The 19836-nt window shown below is 57.6% G+C and carries 15 protein-coding genes; 8 read left to right on the forward strand and 7 right to left on the reverse strand.

Annotation, left to right across the window (positions count from 1 at the left end):
* On the forward strand, window positions 1-1096 hold a 1096-nt coding region (locus tag WD429_RS11725; protein ID WP_368422359.1), incomplete at its 5' end, for a restriction endonuclease subunit S.
* A 21-nt stretch (window positions 1097-1117) separates the two neighbouring features.
* Complete coding sequence (locus tag WD429_RS11730; RefSeq protein ID WP_368422360.1) at window positions 1118-2134, forward strand: Abi family protein; 1017 nt, start codon at window positions 1118-1120, stop codon at window positions 2132-2134.
* A gap of 164 nt (window positions 2135-2298) precedes the next feature.
* Here the strand turns inward: WD429_RS11730 and WD429_RS11735 are convergent, their stop codons facing one another.
* From WD429_RS11735 to WD429_RS11750, 4 genes are all read right to left on the reverse strand, one after another.
* Complete coding sequence (locus tag WD429_RS11735) at window positions 2299-3579, reverse strand: FG-GAP repeat domain-containing protein (protein ID WP_368422361.1); 1281 nt, start codon at window positions 3577-3579, stop codon at window positions 2299-2301.
* 41 nt (window positions 3580-3620) lie between these two features.
* Window positions 3621-4592 (reverse strand): hypothetical protein, encoded by a 972-nt coding sequence (locus tag WD429_RS11740; RefSeq protein ID WP_368422362.1) that lies wholly within the window; start codon window positions 4590-4592, stop codon window positions 3621-3623.
* Window positions 4593-4788: 196 nt separating this feature from the next.
* A complete protein-coding gene (locus WD429_RS11745) occupies window positions 4789-7434 on the reverse strand; it encodes an AAA family ATPase (RefSeq protein ID WP_368422363.1) in 2646 nt (881 codons plus the stop codon).
* Window positions 7431-8570 (reverse strand): exonuclease SbcCD subunit D, encoded by a 1140-nt coding sequence (locus WD429_RS11750; protein ID WP_368422364.1) that lies wholly within the window; start codon window positions 8568-8570, stop codon window positions 7431-7433. The genes WD429_RS11745 and WD429_RS11750 overlap by 4 nt, the downstream gene beginning before the upstream one ends.
* A gap of 147 nt (window positions 8571-8717) precedes the next feature.
* Between WD429_RS11750 and WD429_RS11755 the strand changes: the two genes are divergently transcribed.
* The gene (locus tag WD429_RS11755) at window positions 8718-9380 is read left to right on the forward strand and encodes a hypothetical protein (protein ID WP_368422365.1); all 663 of its coding nucleotides are present in this window, start codon (window positions 8718-8720) and stop codon (window positions 9378-9380) included.
* 66 nt (window positions 9381-9446) lie between these two features.
* Here the strand turns inward: WD429_RS11755 and WD429_RS11760 are convergent, their stop codons facing one another.
* Both WD429_RS11760 and WD429_RS11765 read right to left on the reverse strand, forming a co-directional pair.
* Window positions 9447-10067 carry an L-threonylcarbamoyladenylate synthase gene (locus tag WD429_RS11760; protein WP_368422366.1) on the reverse strand — a complete coding sequence of 207 codons (621 nt, stop codon included), beginning with the start codon at window positions 10065-10067 and terminating at the stop codon, window positions 9447-9449.
* Window positions 10064-10408 (reverse strand): BolA family protein, encoded by a 345-nt coding sequence (locus tag WD429_RS11765; RefSeq protein WP_368422367.1) that lies wholly within the window; start codon window positions 10406-10408, stop codon window positions 10064-10066. The genes WD429_RS11760 and WD429_RS11765 overlap by 4 nt, the downstream gene beginning before the upstream one ends.
* 140 nt (window positions 10409-10548) lie before the next feature.
* On the opposite strand from WD429_RS11765, the gene WD429_RS11770 reads away from it, so the two are divergent.
* The 4 genes from WD429_RS11770 (at window position 10549) to WD429_RS11785 (ending at window position 17792) form a co-directional block, all read left to right on the forward strand.
* Window positions 10549-12717 carry a DNA topoisomerase 3 gene (locus WD429_RS11770; protein WP_368422368.1) on the forward strand — a complete coding sequence of 723 codons (2169 nt, stop codon included), beginning with the start codon at window positions 10549-10551 and terminating at the stop codon, window positions 12715-12717.
* Window positions 12718-12805: 88 nt separating this feature from the next.
* Window positions 12806-13531, forward strand: a complete 726-nt coding sequence (locus WD429_RS11775) for a response regulator transcription factor (protein WP_368422369.1) — start codon at window positions 12806-12808, stop codon at window positions 13529-13531.
* 79 nt (window positions 13532-13610) lie between these two features.
* The gene (locus WD429_RS11780; RefSeq protein ID WP_368422370.1) at window positions 13611-15179 is read left to right on the forward strand and encodes a FecR domain-containing protein; all 1569 of its coding nucleotides are present in this window, start codon (window positions 13611-13613) and stop codon (window positions 15177-15179) included.
* Between the two features lie 33 nt (window positions 15180-15212).
* A complete protein-coding gene (locus WD429_RS11785; RefSeq protein ID WP_368422371.1) occupies window positions 15213-17792 on the forward strand; it encodes a CHASE2 domain-containing protein in 2580 nt (859 codons plus the stop codon).
* A 5-nt stretch (window positions 17793-17797) separates the two neighbouring features.
* Here WD429_RS11785 and WD429_RS11790 read toward each other — a convergent pair whose 3' ends face one another.
* Window positions 17798-18082 carry a fibronectin type III domain-containing protein gene (locus WD429_RS11790; RefSeq protein ID WP_368422372.1) on the reverse strand — a complete coding sequence of 95 codons (285 nt, stop codon included), beginning with the start codon at window positions 18080-18082 and terminating at the stop codon, window positions 17798-17800.
* A gap of 509 nt (window positions 18083-18591) precedes the next feature.
* Between WD429_RS11790 and WD429_RS11795 the strand changes: the two genes are divergently transcribed.
* On the forward strand, window positions 18592-19836 hold a 1245-nt coding region (locus WD429_RS11795; protein ID WP_368422373.1), incomplete at its 3' end, for a GMC family oxidoreductase.

The raw sequence follows: 19836 nt of genomic DNA on the forward strand, positions 1-19836 counted from the left end.
TGACTCAACGCATGGCATGAATCTTCCCAGGCTGGGAACAAACAAGGCCAGGATGGCGATGATTCCACTCGCTCCAGCGCAGGAACAACACCGTATCGTCCAAAAAGTCGATGAACTCATGGCCCTCTGCGACCGGCTGGAACAGCAATCCAGCGACCAGCTCGAGGCCCATGAAACCGTCGTGGACACCCTGCTCGGCACTCTCACCCAATCCGAAAACGCCACCGAACTGGCCGACAACTGGGCCCGCCTCGCCGCCCACTTCGACACCCTGTTCACCACCGAACAGAGCATCGACAAGCTCAAGCAGGCCATCCTGCAACTGGCGGTGATGGGGCGGTTGGTGGAGCAGAGAACAGAAGTCGAACACTCAGACTCCCTTATTAATCGGCTTTCCAAGGACAGACAGGCATGGTTACAGCAGAATTCCTCAACCAATCCTGAGTGTAAAGCCATGCTTCGAAAGCTGGATAAGTTGGACACGCCGGAATCACCAATCCCTCTGCCCAGCGGCTGGAAACCAGCGCACCTGATTCAGGTTTGCCGAATGTTAATTGACTGTCACAATAAAACCGCGCCATACGTTGATGACGGTATTCCAATCATTCGCACATCAAATATCCGAGAACGACGATTTTTATTCGACGACCTGAAATATGTGGACCAATATACCTATACCTACTGGTCCCGCAGATGCCCCCCAGAACCTAAAGATATTATTTTCACGCGCGAAGCTCCCATGGGAGAGGCGGCCATCATCCCAGCTCACAAAACCTGGTGTCTGGGGCAGAGAACGATGTTAGTTCGGCCAATGCATGAGTACATTAACAATGACTTTCTACTGCTGGCCCTAACAGAACCGCACCTGCTCCAAAGGGCTTCCGAAAAGGCTATTGGCTCAACTGTAAAACACTTACGTGTTGGTGATGTCGAGAATCTGGTGGTGCCAGTGCCGCCGCTAGAGGAACAACACCGCATCGTCCAAAAAGTCGATGAACTCATGGCCCTCTGTGACCAACTCAAGGAACGCCTGAGCCAGGCCAGAAAAACCCGCTGCCAGTTGGCCGAAGCCGTAGTGGACAAGGCTTTGAACTAACAGGAAAAGGATGACCACCGCATGTACGAAAAACCGTGGCTCAGCTACCGAGAACAGCTCGACAAACTGAAGAACAGGGGGCTTGCGGTTACCGATGAACCGAAGGCTCTGGAGTACATCGAGCGTATTGGCTACTACCGGCTGAGCGGCTACTGGCATCCGTTTCGGGAGCGTTCAGAGCTATTCTGCCCAATTGGTAACGGCACCCCAAAAGGGAAAAAGACAAAGCCTACCAGTGCCGTTTTGGACAGCTTCAAGCCGGGTGCCTCCTTCGCGGCGGCCGTGCGCCTTTACGTTTTCGACAAGAAGCTCCGTCTGCTTGTATTGGATGCGCTAGAACGCATTGAAGTGGCCCTGCGAGTCGATATATCTCACATGCTGGGCAAGTATGATCCATTCGCCTATCTGAATCCGGACTTGCTCTTTGAGGGATTCTCCAAGGAGGCCGACAGCAAAACAGGGTTGCCCAGACACGTGGACTGGATGAAGAAGCAGGCCACACAAATCGCGCGATCCAGAGAGGACTTCATCAAGCACAACAAAAACAAGTATGGCCACCCTCTGCCCATCTGGATTGCCTGCGAGGCATGGGATTTCAACACACTGTCAGAACTCTATGACGGCATGCGCCTAGAAGACCAGGACGCCATCGCTGATAAATACGGGATCCGCAATGGTCGTACTCTGGCCTCTTGGCTACGGAGCCTGAACTATCTGCGCAATGTGTGCGCCCATCACAGCCGCTTATGGAACCGTAACGTGGTAGACCAGCCACAAAAGCCGCCCAAGAGCGTAGTGCCGGACTTTGACAACGCCTGGACTCGCGGCAACGAACATATCCTTGCCCGGCCCTTCCTGTTGCTGTGTATCTGCCAGAAGCTGTTGAGCTCAATCAACCCGGCTTCCAGTTGGTGGCAACGGTTCTCAGAATTACTTACGGAATTTCCGGAAAACGAATCGCTCGGGATTGGCTGGGGAGCCTTTGGCGTGTCTGACGAATGGCTGAGTTGGGAGTGTTTCGCAAAAAGCAGGCAATAAAAAACCCCGCAGCAGTTTCACCGCAAAGCGGATCCACCGATTGGGGCCGTGTTGCGATGAATATTAGACACGAGAAGCAGGTTTATCAAGTGTTGTTGACCATAAATGATCTCAGGACGTCTTCCTACACGGAGGTATTTGTTCGGCCTGTCCAGCATCATCATTCAGAAGGTGAGGGTACAGGCATCTGTCATCAGATTGAATTGACCGTTGCCATCGTTGTCCCACCTCAGGCAGAAACGTTTATCGTCTACTAGTATGTCTGGTCGATCATCGCTGGAAACATCCTGCAGCCTGATCCAACTGATCCAATCCGAATCTGTGTCACTGCCGCTTCCGTTTAGAGCACTTTCACTGACGTCTGAGAACGATCTGTCAGCGCCCTGCTCAATAACTTGTATGTAGTACCCCCGGTAGAAATTATTGTCGCCGCCACCACCAGTTCGTGCCAAAACCAGATCATTCAATCCGTTACCATTGATGTCGGCAGAGGCAATATCAACCACGGTTCCCCACCCGGAGACCGCCGGCAACTCCAAAGAGCGGGCACGGGTATAGTAGCCCGTGGAGCTGCCCCAGAGCACCCTTGCACTCATACCATCTTGTTCGTGTCCTGCCACGATGATGTCGGCAAAGCCATCTTTGTCCAGGTCATAAATTTCAGTGGTATACATGCCGGAGAGATTTTTTATATCAGCCCCCAGCCGGTCAGGAGCCCGCTCCAGTACTCCACCTCCCTGATTGATGAAGATTTCTGGTTGGGCATCACGTTCCATTGACGGGGAATCTGTAACAAAGACATCTGGCAGGCCATCACCATTGAGATCACCCGCGGCGGCACCGTGGTAGAAACCAAGCCGTGTGGTAAGCTGGGCGGCATCGTAGGTGCCATCTTCTTGAGAAAGCATCAACCACACATGCCCCCCGGGGAAGTCTGCTTCCGGTTCCTGCTCCGGCCCGTGGTCTGCAACGAGAACATCCGGTCGACCGTCATCGTTGAAGTCAGCCACTATCGACTTGCGGGGGTGTGGGAGCTCTGGAACCTCCCCGTCGATCCAAGCCTCGGTAGCCAACTCAAATGAGCCGTCACCAAGATTCCGGTAAAACTCGAAAGGCACCGAGTCATACAGCGATGTGCCCGGAGCTATAAAGACATCGGTCTCACCATCGCCATCAAAATCAGCGTAGGCAACCGCATCACCAAAGGAATTGCCTGCAGGCTGGCTATGCTCTGTGCGAAAGGCCTGATAGTCAATCCACAGCTTTGAGGTTCTGTTCGCCTGAGAGGTATTCTCGTTGATCGTACTGCTGGGTGAGATTTCAAAGTCAGGTGACTTGTCAGGTGACTCGGAACTTGATGAAGATCCCCCACCGCAGCCGGATATACCAGCAACAACAAATAACCCGCTTAAGGTCACGACAACTTCTCTAATAAGCAAAGCCATACTGCGATTCCTTTAGTGATGGCACTGGACAGATCATCAATTCAGTAAATCAGCTCTTTGCAGGTGACATCGTCATACTCGATGGTATTGGAACCGCCATTAAACACAACCGTGGCCGCTTGCCCGACACCCGTATCGTCTCCGTACAGAATATCCGCATCCGCGGTACCCTCTCCGTCAAAGAATAAATTTCCTTTCTGAGGGCATTCATTGCCACCGCTTGGTTTTTGTAGTGCCGTCTTTGTCGAGATTTCGACAAACCCATCAATATCGGAGCCAATGAGGGTCGATTTGATGGTCAATGTGGTCGGTGTGGAATCGGTAGTTTTAAGCTCCGTGACGGCGTTGGCAGTGGCAAGGTACTGGTCGCCAATTTTAAATTCCAGAGCTTCCGCACCATAAACCTCCTCCCTGTCTCCGTTCGCCTCGATTGTGCGATCCCAGTCGTCCAGACCTTTGACCTCAATCGGCTCGCCGGTATTCAAAAGCGTTCCTTTTATGGCAAAAAACTGGAAACCAATACTTGAGACCCCTCCACTGTCCGTTGAGGACACGTCGTCGACATAACGGTAATCCCCATTCAGGAGGATTCGACCGAAGCTCTCCGTGGTCAGTTCGCAGTCTGAAAACAGCCAGCGTTCATCATCGTCGGTCTCATCGCTGTTAACAGTGATCCGCAGAGTGCCGTCATTCAGGCACTCAAAAGTGAACTCGTTACCTGAAACACTTTCTGGATCGCCAGAGCTTATCGTGTCCCGGATTTCTTCCGCCAACTGATAAATCCTTTCTCCGCTGGCATAGACATTGATAATTGCCTCAGCCTTTTCCTCCGTGGTAATGCTGACTCGCCGATCAGCGTAGTTATCCGGGTCAAGGGTAAGAGCGAGGTTTTGGGGGCGCTGGGTTTCGGTCCGGTCGCCTCCATTGCCGCCGCTCCCCCCACTCCCGCCACAGCCCACCAAAACCGACACAGCACCAAGCACCACATATCTGGACATTGTTGTTCTAGCCACAGCAAACACTCCCTTTTCTAGCGGCGGGCGCGAGCAGGTGACCCTTTCCGGTACACCTGACTTCCTGTCGCGTCTCCCAAAGTCTACCTAAGATAGCAGGACAGCCTTATGCCCCACCTGTTATGCACGACTTACACTTTCTAAAATAGTAGTTCATGGGGCCAGAAAACCGCAATTTTTTTCTACTGTAGTCAGGTCATGCCATATCGGTTTTCAACGCTTCCAGATCTATGGGTTCCACCCCCAGGTCCCGCCAATTCTCGGGGTGGCAGGTGAACAGCAGTATCTGGTGGCGGCGGGCGGCGTCGAATAGAATGCGTTTCATCTGATCCAGGCGCTGCCTGTCACTGTGAACCAGGGTGTCGTCCAGGATGATCAATGTGGGGCGACCGGCTTCCTGCAGTAAATCGGCGTAGGCCAGGCGGCTGATCAGCCCCATCTGTTCGCGGGCACCAAAACTCAGTTCCTGAAGGTCGCCGCGTTCGTCGCCCTGCTGGGCGCTGCGGGTGAGTTGGCCGGGAATGAGATTGTCATCCACATCGAGGCTGGCTTTGGGAAACAGCACGCCCAGATAGTGGTTGAGGTGCTTCTGTAGCGGTGCCTGTAGCCGTCGGGTCAGAGCCTGGCGCTTGTTCTGAAGCAGCCCCAACAGCAACGTCAGCGCTTGCGCACGGCGATGCAGTTCCTGGTAGCGCCGGCGCGTGTGTTCCAGGCGTGCGGTCAACTCTTCCCGTTGTTCCTCCAGCCCTTCCGCGCCCTGGGTTTCCAGTTTGCTTTGCAGCCCGGCGAGCTCGAGGGCGTCTTTGTGGTGCCCTTTTTCCAGTTGCTCGGCGCTGGCCCGGTATCGTTCCACATCTTGCTGAATCAATTCCGGACGGGCTTCATCGATCTGGTTCTGGCGCTGGCTGACGGACTGCGTCAGGCGGGACTCGCGCTCGCCTGCCTCCATCACACTTTGCTGCAGAGCCTTCTGTGTCGCCTGGCGTTCCGGGCTTTCCTGCTCGTCTTGCAGTTGCTGCCACTCTCTCTTGGCAGTCGCCAGATTCTGCGCGGCGGCGAACTGTTGTTTGCTGTGCTCCTGCAATTGTTCGTCCGCCTCACGGAGTTGCTGCTCCGCTGCCTCCAGGGCCGCTTCGGCACTGATCAGCGACATGGTTTCGGGGTTGGTTTCTGGCAGCGCCTGTTGTTCATCCTTAAGGTGCTGCAGGCGAGTAGCGAGTTCCTGTTGCTGGGCAGCCAGCGGGTCGACACCCCGGGGCGCAATAGACGCCACCAGCGCTTCGAGGCGTTCGATGGTCTGGTTGCGCTGCGCCTGCTCGGCGGCACGTTGTTCGGCCTGCTCCAGTGTCGTCACCTTCAACGCTTTCAAATGGGTCTGGTAATCGTCCTGCAATCGCTCCAGCCGGCGTTGAACTTTCGCCAGATCATCGCCGCCGGGGGTTATGGTCAGCTGGCCAAGGCCGGGCAGTATCACGGTAGATTCCGCCAGCAGTAACCGGTCGCCTTCACCGTCAACCGGCTCGCCGTCCATCGTTAAGGTTTTGCCATTGTCGAGCTGGTAATGAAGGCGGGTGGCGATGGCGCGGGAGCGAATCTGTTCTTCTTCAAGCTGCCGCTGCGTCGTGCGCAGGCTTTCGAGCGCCTGCAAGTCAACGAGGTTGGCCTGCTGCTGGGTGCGAACGCGTTGTAGCTCGTCAAGGTAACCCCGCACTTTGCCGAGATTTTGCTCAACGGCTTCCAATTGCTGCTTCACCTGCCTGAGTTCGCTCTCCAGGCGGGTTCGCTGCGCCTGGGCCTGTGCCAGCCGGACCTGCTCCCGCGCTTTTTCGTAGCCGTGCTTTGCCCGGGTTTGCGCATCAATCACCTGCCCCTCACGGGTTTTCAGGGTTGTCTCGGTGTCCTGGCAGATTTTGAGGTACTGCGCCCGGCGCTCGAGCTTATTGGCGGCGGCGTCGGCCTGCTGCTGTTGCTGTCGCAACAGTTGGAGATTGCGCTGACAATCCGCCAATGCCTGTTGCTCACGCTGCTGCTCTTGCTGCCATTGCTCGATCTCGCGAAACAGACGTTCGGCGTCCTGGAGTTTGCGGCGGGCTGCTTCCCAGGGGCGGTCCTGCTCATTTTGCCGATGGCGTTGTCGCAGCTCACCAAGCCGATCCACCAGAGACTGGTATTGGCTGATGCGGTCGTCCAGCGCCTCAAGCTCCGCTTCCAGGCTCTGTTGCTCGTCACCCAGGCGGGCATAATCGCCCCGGGGTTTGTCGGTGCTGGTCAGCAACTCCGCGCGCTGCGCCTTTACCTGCTGGATGACGTCATCGCCACCGCTGCTGGCCACTTCGCCCAACAGGCTGTTGAGTGCGGATTTCAGGTGGTCGCCGGCGTAGGCCACGGCATCGTGAACGTTCTGCCCGCTGCCCTGCTCTACCCACAGCAAACCTGGGATTCCCCAGTGTTTGTCCTGGCTCGCACCACGGGGCGCGAACTGAAAACCCAGCAGATCGGCCAGCTTGTCTTCGGCTTCTTCACCCGAGAACAACTCGCCACCAACCTCGAGGTCACAGCGTTTCTTCTGAAGAAATCGCTTTTTCAGAAGCCACGGCTGGCCCTGGGCCACGAAATCCAGCTCAACCGAGGGTGCTGCCGAAGAGTCACCCCACGGGCGCAAATCGTCCACACTGCTGGACCGGTGGCGCTCAAAAAAGGCGGCACGAATCGCCCTCACCAGGGAGCTTTTGCCGGATTCGTTCGGGCCATGGATAAGGTTCAACCCAGGCTCCAGGTCAGCCAATATCAGGGGCTGGCGGAACTGTCTTAGCTGTTCAACTCTGAGGCGTTGCAGTTTCATGAGGACGCCTCCCCGGTTGTGCCAGCGCCGCCACGCTCTCTCAGCAGGCTGGTCAGTATGGCTAACGCATCCCGGGAAACCTGCGCATGATCTTCGCGTTCCTGCTGTTCACGAAGTTCGGCAATCACTTCGCCAAGGTAACCGTCGGCGTTCAGTTCGGAGATGTCATCATCCGTGGGCTGCAGCGAAAGCCCGCTGCGGTCACACTGAACGCTTCGGTGTTTTGCTTCCGCAACGGACAACGTATGCAGGAGTGTCTGTTCGCCAGCCAGATCCACTTCGCCGGTCAGCGTCAGGTCCACCACCGCCGGGGCTTCCAGTTCGGCCAGCCTGGCCAGCAGTTCGTCCAGGTCGGTGGCGATCACAAGATGTTCCCGCCACTGCACCCAATCAAACTGACCAATGCGATGGGGGGTGACCACAGGCTCTTCACCGGGTTGCTCAATATCCACGATCAGAGCTTTTCCGGCGTCATTGTTGCGGAAGCGTTCTGGCTCTGGCGTGCCGCTGTACCAGGTGCGGCTGTTGATCTGTTTGAGGCCGTGCCAGTCCCCCAGTGCCAGGTAATCCAGGCGAGCACGTTCAGCGCGATCCGGCGCGATGGGGTTCGCCGAATCAATATCGTCCGCCAACAACCCCTGCACACTGCCATGGGCCAGCCCGATGCGGATCAGGCCATCGGCCGAGTCCATCTGGCCAAAGCTCTCGGTCAGGTCACTGTGGGTGTGGCGCTGGGTCAACGGGGCGGCAAGTACCGCCAGCCCCTGTTCTTTCAGCTCCAACACGCTGGGTTCAAGGGCCAAATGAACATTTCCGGGCACCGCATCCAGGCGTCGGGCACGGGTCCAGACACTCTCCGCCAGGGCGGCATCGTGGTTGCCCGGTAACATCACCCATGGCCCGGTGAATGCCGCCATGGCATTGAAAACCCGGCGAATCGTGCGGTCGGAGACCGTTTGCGCGTCGAATACATCGCCCGCTACCAGAACCGCACCACACCGCTCCGACACCGCCAGCTGTGCGATACGTTCGATGGCGGTAAACCGCGCCTCTGCCAGTGCCACCGCATCGTCGTTTTCAAAGCGGCTGTAATAACGGCCTATCTGCCAGTCGGCGGTATGGAGAAAACGCGGCATCGGATTCCTTAATCTCTGGTGGACGGATCAGCCAATAACTTTACGTTCAAACGCCGATAAACAAAAGTCTGGCCCGGATTGTGCAACAGACCTGACACGCGTTCGATTTTTGTCACCGATTTTCAGTGACGATGGGAGGTTTACACCGTGTCGCTGCTTACATCACTGATCAAGGCCAGCACCCAGTTCCAAAGCTCACTGGACAAACGTCCGGATGTGGCAGGCGGCCAGAACAACGCCAAAGCCAGTGAAGCAGCGGCTGCGGACCAGCCGTCGTCACCGACGGATGACCGTTTTACCCGCACCGCGCCGCAGAACCCGGATTTGGCGGCCCTGAAAGCCCGCAAGCTGTCAGTCACAGATTACAAGCAAACCGTGGGGCAGGACCTTGCCTTTGTGCGGGAAACGCTGCGGCACAAACTTGCCGAATACGGGGTGCACCCTGCCTCCGCCATCAATGTGACCAAGGGCGACAATGGGCAGGTACAGGTGGATGGCAAACTGAGCGACGCCAAACGCGGCCAGATCGAGCAGGACCTGAACAACAATAAGGGTTTTCAGGATGCCTTCAGCCGGCTGAGCGTCAACGAACCGACACTGCATTTCGTCGACACTGCCCTGAAGCTGAACAAAGCTTATGGCGTCAACAATTCGTTACTGGACACTCTGGTCAGTGACAACCAGCAATTCAACGGCCTTCAGGATCTTGTGCACCGTTACGACACCATGCGCAAATCGGTCAGTGCCGAGCAACTGGAAGCGGCGGGCGCTCGCAAGAACTACGCGTTCAATTTCAACACCCGCGCCTGACATCCTGCCTCGAGCATTGGCAGTCAGGATGTTCTGCCAGAGTTGCTACCAGACCTACTACCAAAGTTACTGAAACGGTTCCGGATCGCCCTTACCAACCCGAGTCACCTCCGGCAGATCGCCAGTCATGTTAATGACGGTGGTCGCCTCAAAACCGCAGAACCCGCCATCGATGATGAGATCCAGCTCGTGTTCCAGGGTGGCCCGAATCTCGTAAGGGTCGGTCATCGGGTCGGTTTCCCCCGGTAAAATCAGCGTACTGCTCATGATTGGCTCGCCGAGCTCTCCCAGCAACGCCTGGACAATGGCGTTGTCAGGTACCCGCAAACCGATGGTGCGGCGCTTGGGGTTAAGCAACCGGCGAGGTACTTCGCTGGTGGCATCCAGAATGAAGGTGTAGGCCCCGGGGGTGAAGGTCTTGAGCAGGCGGTACTGGGTGTTATCCACTTTGGCATAAGTACCGATATCTGAAAGGTCCCGACACATCAGTGTGAAGTTGTGCTTGTCGTCCAGCTTGCGGATGCGCTTGATACGATCCGCTGCCTGTTTATCACCCAGGTGACAGCCAATAGCGTAGGCGGAATCCGTCGGGTAGATAATGACACCGCCATTGCGGAGTATATCGACCGCCTGCTTGATCAGCCGCTTCTGCGGTGTGTCAGGGTGTATCTGGAAAAACTGGCTCATTGACGCTCTCCTGAAGCCATCGCCGGGTCCTTTTTCGACCCGCCCATGCAGTTGGGGGATTCCGGTGCCGTCTGCCCCGAGTTCGCCCACTCTTGCGGTGAGTATAGATGCAATGCCAGGGCGTGAACCTCACCCTCCAACTCTTCTGCCAGAACTTTGTAGATCGCCTGGTGACGCTTCACTTTCATCTGACCATCAAAGTCCGCTGACACCAGAGTGACCTTGAAGTGGGTTTCGGAGTTCGGCGGTACGCTGTGCTTATGGCTTTCGTTGATGACGTGCAGATGATCCACCGCGAACGCTGCGGTGAGTTTCTGCTCGATCGAATTCTGGATTTTCATGAGTTTTCCACTCCATTGCTTGCAAACCACGGTCGAGACTGCCCGGCCCACTGTGCCCAGTCTACTACAGAGGCCCGCAGCCTTGACACAACAGGGCCAAAAGGCCATCTTCCCATCCCGATCCGAACACGTCCGATGCCATGCAACTGTACATTGCCGAAAAGCCAAGTCTGGGCCGCGCCATCGCCGCTGCCCTACCCGCGCCGCATCAAAAGGGGCAGGGCTGGATTCGCTGTGGCCAGGGCGAAGACACCGTCACCGTCAGTTGGTGTATCGGCCACTTGCTGGAACCCGCCGAGCCGGGCAGCTACGACCCCCGATGGCAGAAATGGCGCCAGGAAGATCTGCCGCTGTTCCCCGAGCGCTGGGAAGTCACCCCCAAAGAGAGCGTTAGCCAGCAACTCAAAGTGCTGGAATCCCTGATCCGCCAGGCCGATACCATCTATCACGCCGGCGACCCTGACCGCGAAGGCCAGTTGCTGGTGGATGAGGTTATCCGTTATGTCGGCTCCACCTGCCCGGTTCAGCGGATACTCATCAATGACCTGACGCCGGCCGCCGTCGCGCGAGCCATCCGCAACCCGAAGGACAATCGTGACTACCGTCGGTTGTCCCACTCGGCGCTGGCCCGCCAGCGTGCGGACTGGCTGTATGGCATTAACCTCACGCGGTTCTACACCCTCAGCTACCAACAGCAGGGGCAACAGGGAGTGTATTCGGTTGGCCGGGTACAGACGCCCGTTCTGGGGCTGGTCGTCGAGCGGGATCATCGCATCGAGCACTTTGAGCCAAAGCCCTATTACCGCATCGAGGCAAGCTGCCACGGCATTGAACCGGACAGCGACCCATCACCCTTCATTGCCCGCTGGCTACCGGATGAGGCGTTCCGGGAGCATCTGGACGAAGATGATCGCCTGCTGGACAAGGCCACCGCCGAACAGATTGTCACTGCAGTAGCAGGCCGGCCCGGCCGGATCACGGAATCTCGCTTCCGTGATCGCAACGAGCCACCGCCGCTGCCGCTGTCACTGTCGGCCCTGCAGATTGAAGCGGGACGACTGTTCCGGATGGGCGCCAAAGACGTACTCGACACCGCGCAGAGCCTGTACGAACGCCACCAGCTGATTACCTATCCCCGTTCCGACTGCCGCTACTTGCCTGAAGAGCATTATCAGCAACGGGAAAGTGTGTTGCAGGCAATCGGCCGGGTCGTTGGTGATTTGTCCACGGCCTGCGGGCAGGCAGACACGTCACGCCGCACCGCCGCCTGGAATGACAAACAGGTCGATGCCCACCACGCCATCATTCCGACCAGCCGGCCCTCGCCCAGTGGAAAACTAACGCCAGCGGAAACGAAGATCTACGATCTCATCGCCCGCTACTACCTGATGCAATTCAGCGCCGACGCCGTGCACCGTGAAGGCCGCCTGACGGTGGCTGTTGGCGAGCACCGCTTCCGCGCCACCGAAACCGCAGTCTTTACACCGGGCTGGAAAGCACTGGAAATTCGCCTGCGGGAGGCGAACCAGGAAGCCCGCAAAGCCCCTCTGCCCAGGCTGGAAAAAGACGAGCCAGCCCTCTGTGACCGGGCCGACATACGAGAACGGAAGACTCAGCCGCCGCAGCACTTTACCGACGCCACCCTGCTCTCCGCGATGACCAACATTGCGCGGTTCGTCAGCGATGCCGAGTTGCGCAAAACCCTCAGGGAAACCGACGGCCTGGGCACCGAGGCAACCCGCGCCAACATTATCGACACACTGTTCAAGCGGGATTATCTGTACCGGGACAGCCGCCACATCAAAGCAACCGACAAGGGCAAAACCTTGATTGGCGCTCTGCCCGAGACCGTGAGCAAACCCGACATGACGGCGATCTGGGAAGCCACGCTCGAGACCATCAAACGTGGCGAAGGTGACCCCCGGCAGTTTCTCGCGGACCTGAAACAGCAAATCCGTGGATTTATCCAAACGCCAGGCACAGCGGCCCCTGACGAACAGGAGCACACCGCCGCCTTCCCCCATTGCCCGAAATGCCGCACGCCGATGCGGGAGCGGGAAGGCAAGTTCGGACGTTTCTGGGCCTGCACACGTTTTCCGGACTGCAACGGCACGCGGCCTCTGGAAGACAGCGCGCCAGCAGACGGAACCGGCCAGAAGCCGATTCCCTGCCCCCATTGTTTTTCACCTCTGGTTCGCCGTAAAGGCAAGAAAGGCTGGTTCTGGGGCTGCAGTAATTTTCCGGCCTGCCGACAAACCGTTGATGACAACGATGGCACGCCCGCTATTCGTTTACGCAACACTACATAACGACACTGAAGGCCGGCGGGCATTCTGCGACAATGGCTCGCAATATCCCAACTGTACACGGTGGAACGTCACTTTCAGGAGATGCTTGATGCGCATTGCTTTGCTCGAAGATGAACATGAACAGGCGCAGCACGTTCAGTCCATTCTTTCAGAGCGCGGACACCACTGTGACAGCTTTCCCACCGGCCAATCATTTCTGAGTGCGGTGCTTCATCGCAGTTACGACCTGCTGGTTCTCGACTGGCAAATCCCTGACATGACCGGCATCGACGTTCTGGAAAGCGTTCGCGCCCAGCTGAACTGGCCAATCCCCGTGGTGTTTCTGACCCAACGCGACAGCGAAGCGGATATCGTGCGCGCGCTGGATGCCGGTGCCGATGATTATCTGGCCAAACCGGCCCGGGAAGCCGAACTGGTGGCCCGTATCAACGCCCTGGCACGCCGGACCCACCCGGACAACGAGAAAGAAGTTCTCAAGTACGGCCCTTTCGAGATCAATACCCAGCAACGCGTGATCCTGTTGCACGGCGAACAACTGACCCTGACCGACAAGGATTTTGACCTGACCCTGTTCCTGTTCCAGAACCAGGGCCGGCTGCTGACCCGCGAAATGTTGCTGGAGCGCGTTTGGGGAGTGGCACGAGATTTAAACACCCGCACCGTCGACACTCACATGAGCCGGCTGCGCCGACGGCTGGGCCTGAACCCGGAAAACGGATTCAGGATCAAAACGATTTATCAGCGCGGGTACCGCCTGGAGGCGATGAAGGCCACCGAATCCGCAGACACGCCTGCCAGCATGGACCACGCTTGAAATGAATTTTGGCTCGAACCCCAGGCGGATAATACACACCTTTATTCCAGCAGTGCTGTTACTTACATTTGCTGTGTCCGTGCAGGCGGAGCTGTCAATTACCCGTGGCTCCCTTCCTACAGCCAACCCATCCGATCAGGGCGCAGCGACACCCGAGTGGCTGTACACCCTGCGGCCGGGCGAAAGTTTTAACGAAGTGGCCGATGCGCTGCTCAATCGTGGCGTTCCCGCCCAGCGCGTGCTTGAGTACAACGACATTGAAAACGCCGCGGCCATTGGTGAGGGCGACGCGCTGCGCCTTCCCCTGGCCTGGCTGAAACGGCAGCCAGACCCTGCCCGGGTGGTGTCGGTCTCCGGCCAGGTTCAGCACATTTCCGGAAATAATGGCTACAAGAAAGCCCTCAGTGCCGAAACACTGGTTCGCGTCGGTGATGAAATCCTGTCCCACTCCGGAACCGCCACGGTAGAACTCGCGGATGGCTCCATGGTGCGAATCTCGCCCAACTCCCGCCTGGTTTTTAACCGGCTGAGCCAATACGGCAAATCCGGCATGGTGGACACCCGGCTGAGACTTGATCACGGTGAAGTGCACACTCAGGTCAAACCGGTGATTGAGGGCGGTGCACGCTTCGAGATCGAAACGCCGTCTGCGGTGGCAGCGGTGAGGGGCACCGTGTTTTCCATGCAGGCGAGCCCCGGAACCACCAGCTTGCAGGTCACGGAGGGCGAAGTCAGCTTTGGCCCGCAAGGGCACACCCGCAACATTCCCGCAGGCTACAGTGCCACTGCATCGACCGCCGATAACGGCACTCTGAGCATCCGCAGGCTGCCGCCGCCCCCCGCGTTGAATCCCCTGCCTCCGCAGCTCACCCAACTGCCGGCTGAAATGAGCTGGCAACCAAGCAGAGCGCCGTCCCACCGGCTTGATATCTTCGATGCAGAAAGTGGCCGCTGGGTCGACAGTCGGCGCGTGAAGGGCAATCAACACAATCTGAACCTGCTCGATAACGGCACCTACGAGATTCATCTCGCCGCCCTGGATGACCGGGGCACGCCGGGCATGCCCGGAATTCTGGAAGTGGAAGTGGATCTGACCGCCCGCGCAGCGCAACTGCTTTCGCCGGAAGCCGGTGCCACGGTTGATGATGACATGCCTGAGTTCAGTTGGGAGCTGAAAGGCGACAACGAAATTGCGCGCATCGAAATTGCCGAAGACGACACGTTCAGTAGCCTGATTGCGACCAGCGAATGGGCACCAGACTCCCGCACCTTGCCCTCCCGGGCATTAACCCCGGGCACCTATTATTGGCGGGTAGTCAGTGAAGCTGGCGGAAACTCTGTGGCCACCAGTGAACCCCGGTCGTTTACCGTCAACGGCACCCTGCCCCCGGTTCGCATAATCAGTGTAAACTACGTGAACAATCAGGTTCGGGTGTTCTGGGAAGACGTGGATACCGCCTCCGAGTACCGGCTTCAGCTCTCCGAAGAGCCCGGATTCAACAACATCATCAAGGAGGCAACGCTTTCAGATACCACCGCAGCCTTGCGCCTGATTCCCGGAAGACGGTACTTTGTGCGCCTGAAAGCTCTTTCTGATGGTTCGTTGGCGAGCCGCTGGGGATCTGGGAGGGAGCTCTACCTGGAATAATTCAACACACTCGGACACCCAATAGCAGGACTCATGACTCGGGATTGGCTGCCAATAAAAACGACCTTCCTGACCCTTGGCCTGCCTTTGCTTGTCATCCTGTTGATTCTGCAGGCAACCGCCCTCCCTCAGCGCCTGGACTACTGGCTCTACGACGCCGAAGTGACCGCCCGCCCCGCCACCCCGGTAGGCAACGTGGTACTGATCGGCATTGATGAGTTAAGCCTGGATCGGCTCGGTCGCTGGCCCTGGCCTCGTGACACTCATGCACGGCTGATTGAAAAGCTCGATGCCGCCGGCGCAGACACCATCGTCTTTGACATTCTGTTTCCGGAGCCCTCACCGGAAGACCAACAACTGGCATCCGCCATGGAACGTCATGGCAAAGTCATACTGCCCCTTTACCTGTCGCCACCCTCTCAAAATCACCTGATCAGCGAACAGTTGCCCACGAACAAGCTGGCAGCCGCTGCGCACGCGATGGGGCACGCCCACGTGGAGCTCGACCAGGACGGCATTGCCAGGGGCCTGTACCTGCGCAACGGTCTTGGCGACAGGCCTTGGCCAAGCCTTGCTCTGGCGGCATCTACCATGGCGGACACGGACTACACGGCCACCTCCGGGGATGGCTTGCCTGCGTTCATGAACATTCGTGAACACTATCGCGCCGTACCGCTCGCCGGCGGTGCCGGCACCTTGCCCACCTACTCGTTCGCCGAGATACTTTCGGCACCGCCCTCACCAGATCGATTCGGAGGGAAAACCGTGTTCATCGGCGCAACCGCTCCCGGTTTCGGAGACATACTGCCAACCCCCTTCTCCGGATTGAGCAAACCGATGTCCGGCGTTGAATTCCACGCCAACAGCTACTCGGCACTCAACGAAGGTGCGTTGATCCGCCCTCTTGCACCGGCGGTATCGATTGCCGTAGCTGGGCTGACCATCATTTTGCTCGCGCTGATGCTACCGAGAATGCGCCCCGCCAGAACATTGGCCCTGTGCCTGACTGTGGCCATTGTACTGGTCGTGACTCACAGTGCGCTGCTTCTGGGCGCTCGGCTATGGCTTCCCATTGCCTCCGCATTGCTGATGCCATTCTTCGCGTTTCCGATTGCCAGTGGCTTGCGTCTCGCCATGACCAACCGGTTCCTGAACCGTCAGCTTGACGACCTGGCACGCGGACCTCAGGTCACGCTTCCGGAGCCATCGCGGCGAAACCCGGCGCAACTTCTGGAGCATTTCCGGGCCCTGTTGCAACCCGAAGGCTGGTGGTTATCGGAAAACGAAGAAGTGCACAGCGCCCATCGACTGAGCCAGGAGAACGTCCCCCCGCTGAAGCTTGGCCAGTGGGTTCACACCAGCAATCAAAGCTGGATCAGCCTGCTGCGGGGCAACAGGCGCTATGTACTTGGCCTGCTTTTACCGAACGATCTCAGCCGCGAAGCGATCCAGCGCTATCTTCGCAGGTTGCCACTCGACGCCACCACCCAGCCACTCAAACCCGCCCGCTCAAGCGAGAACATTTCGGCGCGCATTGAACGGGTCAAGGTTGCCACCGAACGCCTGAACACCATGCAACGGTTCATGCGCCGGAGTTTTGAGAGAATGCCCGACGGCATTATCGTCACCGACGAGCTGGGCGTGATTCGGTTCGCCAACGGCCACATTGAAGAGTGGTTTCTGGAACCGATGCCCAGCCTTGCCGGACTGCCCCTGGCGCGGTTGCTCGAAGGCCATGACCCGCGCGAAACACCGCCCTGGCACGAAACCGTCTCGGAGACCCTGACCCTGCACCAGAGCCGCACCGTGGACCTTCGCATTCGCGACAAAGATTTTCTGATCCACTTTGCCCCCTTCGCCCTGCCAGAAAGTAACCAGAATGGCATCATCGCCAATATTTCCGACATTTCTGAGCTGAGGGAACAGCAACGGCAGCACCGGGAAGCGATTGACTTCATTTCCCACGACGTTCGCTCCCCACTGGTTTCTCAGCTGGCGCTGATCGAGCAGCTCAAACGCAACCCTGGGCAGATCGAACCCCAACAGCTTGACCAGCTCGGACGGCTGGCAAGGCGCAGCTATCACTTGGCAGAGGAGTTCGTGCAGTTGGCCCGCGCAGAGCAGCTGACGGAAACCCGTTTCTACGAATGCGAATTTCTCGCCATCGTGGAAAACGCCCGAGACAGTGTCAGCGAGCAGGCCGCCGAGAAGGGTATTCATCTGCTATTGCAGGGAACCGAGGATCTGTGGCTGCGAGGTAACGCCGAGTTGCTGGAACGCGCGGTGATCAACCTGCTCACGAACGCGGTGCAATACAGCCCAGAGGGCTCAACCGTGAACATTCAGGTGTTCCGTGCGGGCCACCAAGCCTGCTTGGCCGTCAGTGATGAAGGCAGTGGCATTGCGCCTGAGGAACTCCCCCACCTGTTCGACCGTTACCGGCGTCAGAAGAGCAGCGAACTGTCCGGGAACCATGGCACCGGGCTGGGCCTGTCCTTCGTCAATGTGGTGGTGGAAAAACATCGGGGGGAGATATCCGTATCGTCAGAGCTCGGGGAAGGCTCGGCGTTCACTCTCAAACTGCCGGTCGCCAACCCCCTACTCCAATCCTGAACCGCTTAGCTGCGGATTTCTTTACTGACCAGATCTGATTGCTCGCTGACCAGACCATCGACATCTTCCGCCTGAATGGTGAAATACCAGGTGCCGTTATCCAGATTGTTGACGGTGTACTCCATGGTGGCAGCGCTGTCGATTCGTACCGATTCCGTCAGCTCCTCAGGAGCTTTTCCGTAGCTGATGACGTAGCCCGACAACTCACCCATTTTCAGCGATTCGTTGTTCTCACGAGCCAATGGCGCGTTCCAGTTGAGCGCTGCCGTGCGATCGCCTGCTTCACCCACGACGGACGAAGCGACCGTGCTATTCGATGAAGTCGACCCGGACTTCGCGGAGTCGCCGCCGCTTCCACCTGATGAGCTACCCCCACAGCCTGTAAGGACGACTCCAATAACCAACGCAGCGATCCATGCCTGTGACATTTTGATGACGCGTTTCATAAGCTTTACCCACCATTAATTCGTCGAAGTTGTTAAATTGTATAAAACGATGGCGAGTATCGACGTGAAAGGCGTCATCTTCCTAATTACAAAATGGTCAAAATTTCGCCACTTGGAAGCAATGAAATGAAGCAAGCTATTGAATTCAAAAGGAGATCAGGTGTAACGCAGGAGAGAGCGTCATTCCGCCAGTCACAAAAGTACAAACGGATGTAACAGGCATTAACATTTATGACGATAAAGTGAACTGAATTTGAAGCTGGCCCACTTTCCCCTTCAGCCTGCGAGCTCCTTGCGTCATGTTCACAAGCGCAGAAATCAGCGCACAACAATAAGCTCAGAGGTAGTTCAGAATGCAGACAGTGGATTATCTGATCGTTGGCGGCGGATCAAGCGGCTGCGCACTGGCCGGGCGACTAAGTGAAACCCCTGGTGCCTCCGTGACTCTTCTCGAGGCCGGCGCTGGCAAAGCCGACAGTTGGCTGGTACAGACACCGGCCGCCGTGGTCGCCATGGTTCCGCGCAACATCAACAACTGGGCCTTTGAAACGGTACCGCAACCCGGGCTCGACGGCCGACGGGGCTATCAGCCCAGAGGTAAAGTGCTCGGCGGCTCTTCAGCGATCAATGCCATGGCTTACATTCGAGGCCACGCCAGCGATTACGACCACTGGGCAGCATTGGGAAATACTGGCTGGTCGTTTGAAGAGGTTTTGCCGTACTTCAAAAAATCAGAAGGAAATCAAACGCTCAATGACCAATGGCACGGCACCGAAGGGCCGCTTAAAGTCAGCAACCTGCAAAGCGACAACCCGTTTCAGCAGCATTATCTGGAGGCGGCCCGTCAGGTGGGCTATCCACTGACCGATGATTTCAACGGGCCGCAACAGGAAGGCATCGGCTTATATCAGGTCACACAAAACAATGGCGAACGCTGGAGCAGCTTCCGAGGCTATCTCCAGCCACACCTGGGCAAACGCCCTAACCTGACCGTAGAGACCGGTGCCCTGGCCCAGCGAGTCATCTTTGAGGGCACGCGGGCGGTCGGGGTGGAATTCATGCAACGGGGGCAGCTACGACAAATCAGAGCTCATCGTGAGGTGATACTGTGCGCCGGGGCGTTTCAGTCGCCGCAACTGCTCATGCTCTCCGGAATCGGTGATGAGAACGAGCTGAAGGCTCAGGGCATTTCCGTTGTCCGACACCTTCCGGGCGTCGGCAAAAACCTTCAGGATCATCCCGACTTTATTTTCGGCTACAAATCCCGCGACAAAAATCTGCTTGGATTCTCCCTCAAGGGCGGCCTGCATGGCATCCAACAGTTCTTGCGATACCGGAAAACCCGACGGGGCCTGTTGTCATCCAACTTTGCGGAGGGCGGCGGGTTCCTCAAAACCGATCCGCAACTCAATGCCCCGGATATTCAGTTGCACTTTGTCGTTGCGCTGGTAGACAACCACGCCAGAACGCTCCATGGCGGGCACGGATTCTCCTGCCACGTTTGCCTGTTACGGCCTAAAAGCCGGGGCACCGTTTCTCTGCAGGGTCCGTCTGCGCAGACCGCACCCTTGATCGACCCGAAATTTTTCGATCACCCC

Source organism: Marinobacter sp., assembly GCF_040904845.1.
In the GTDB taxonomy this organism is placed as follows: Bacteria; Pseudomonadota; Gammaproteobacteria; order Pseudomonadales; family Oleiphilaceae; genus Marinobacter.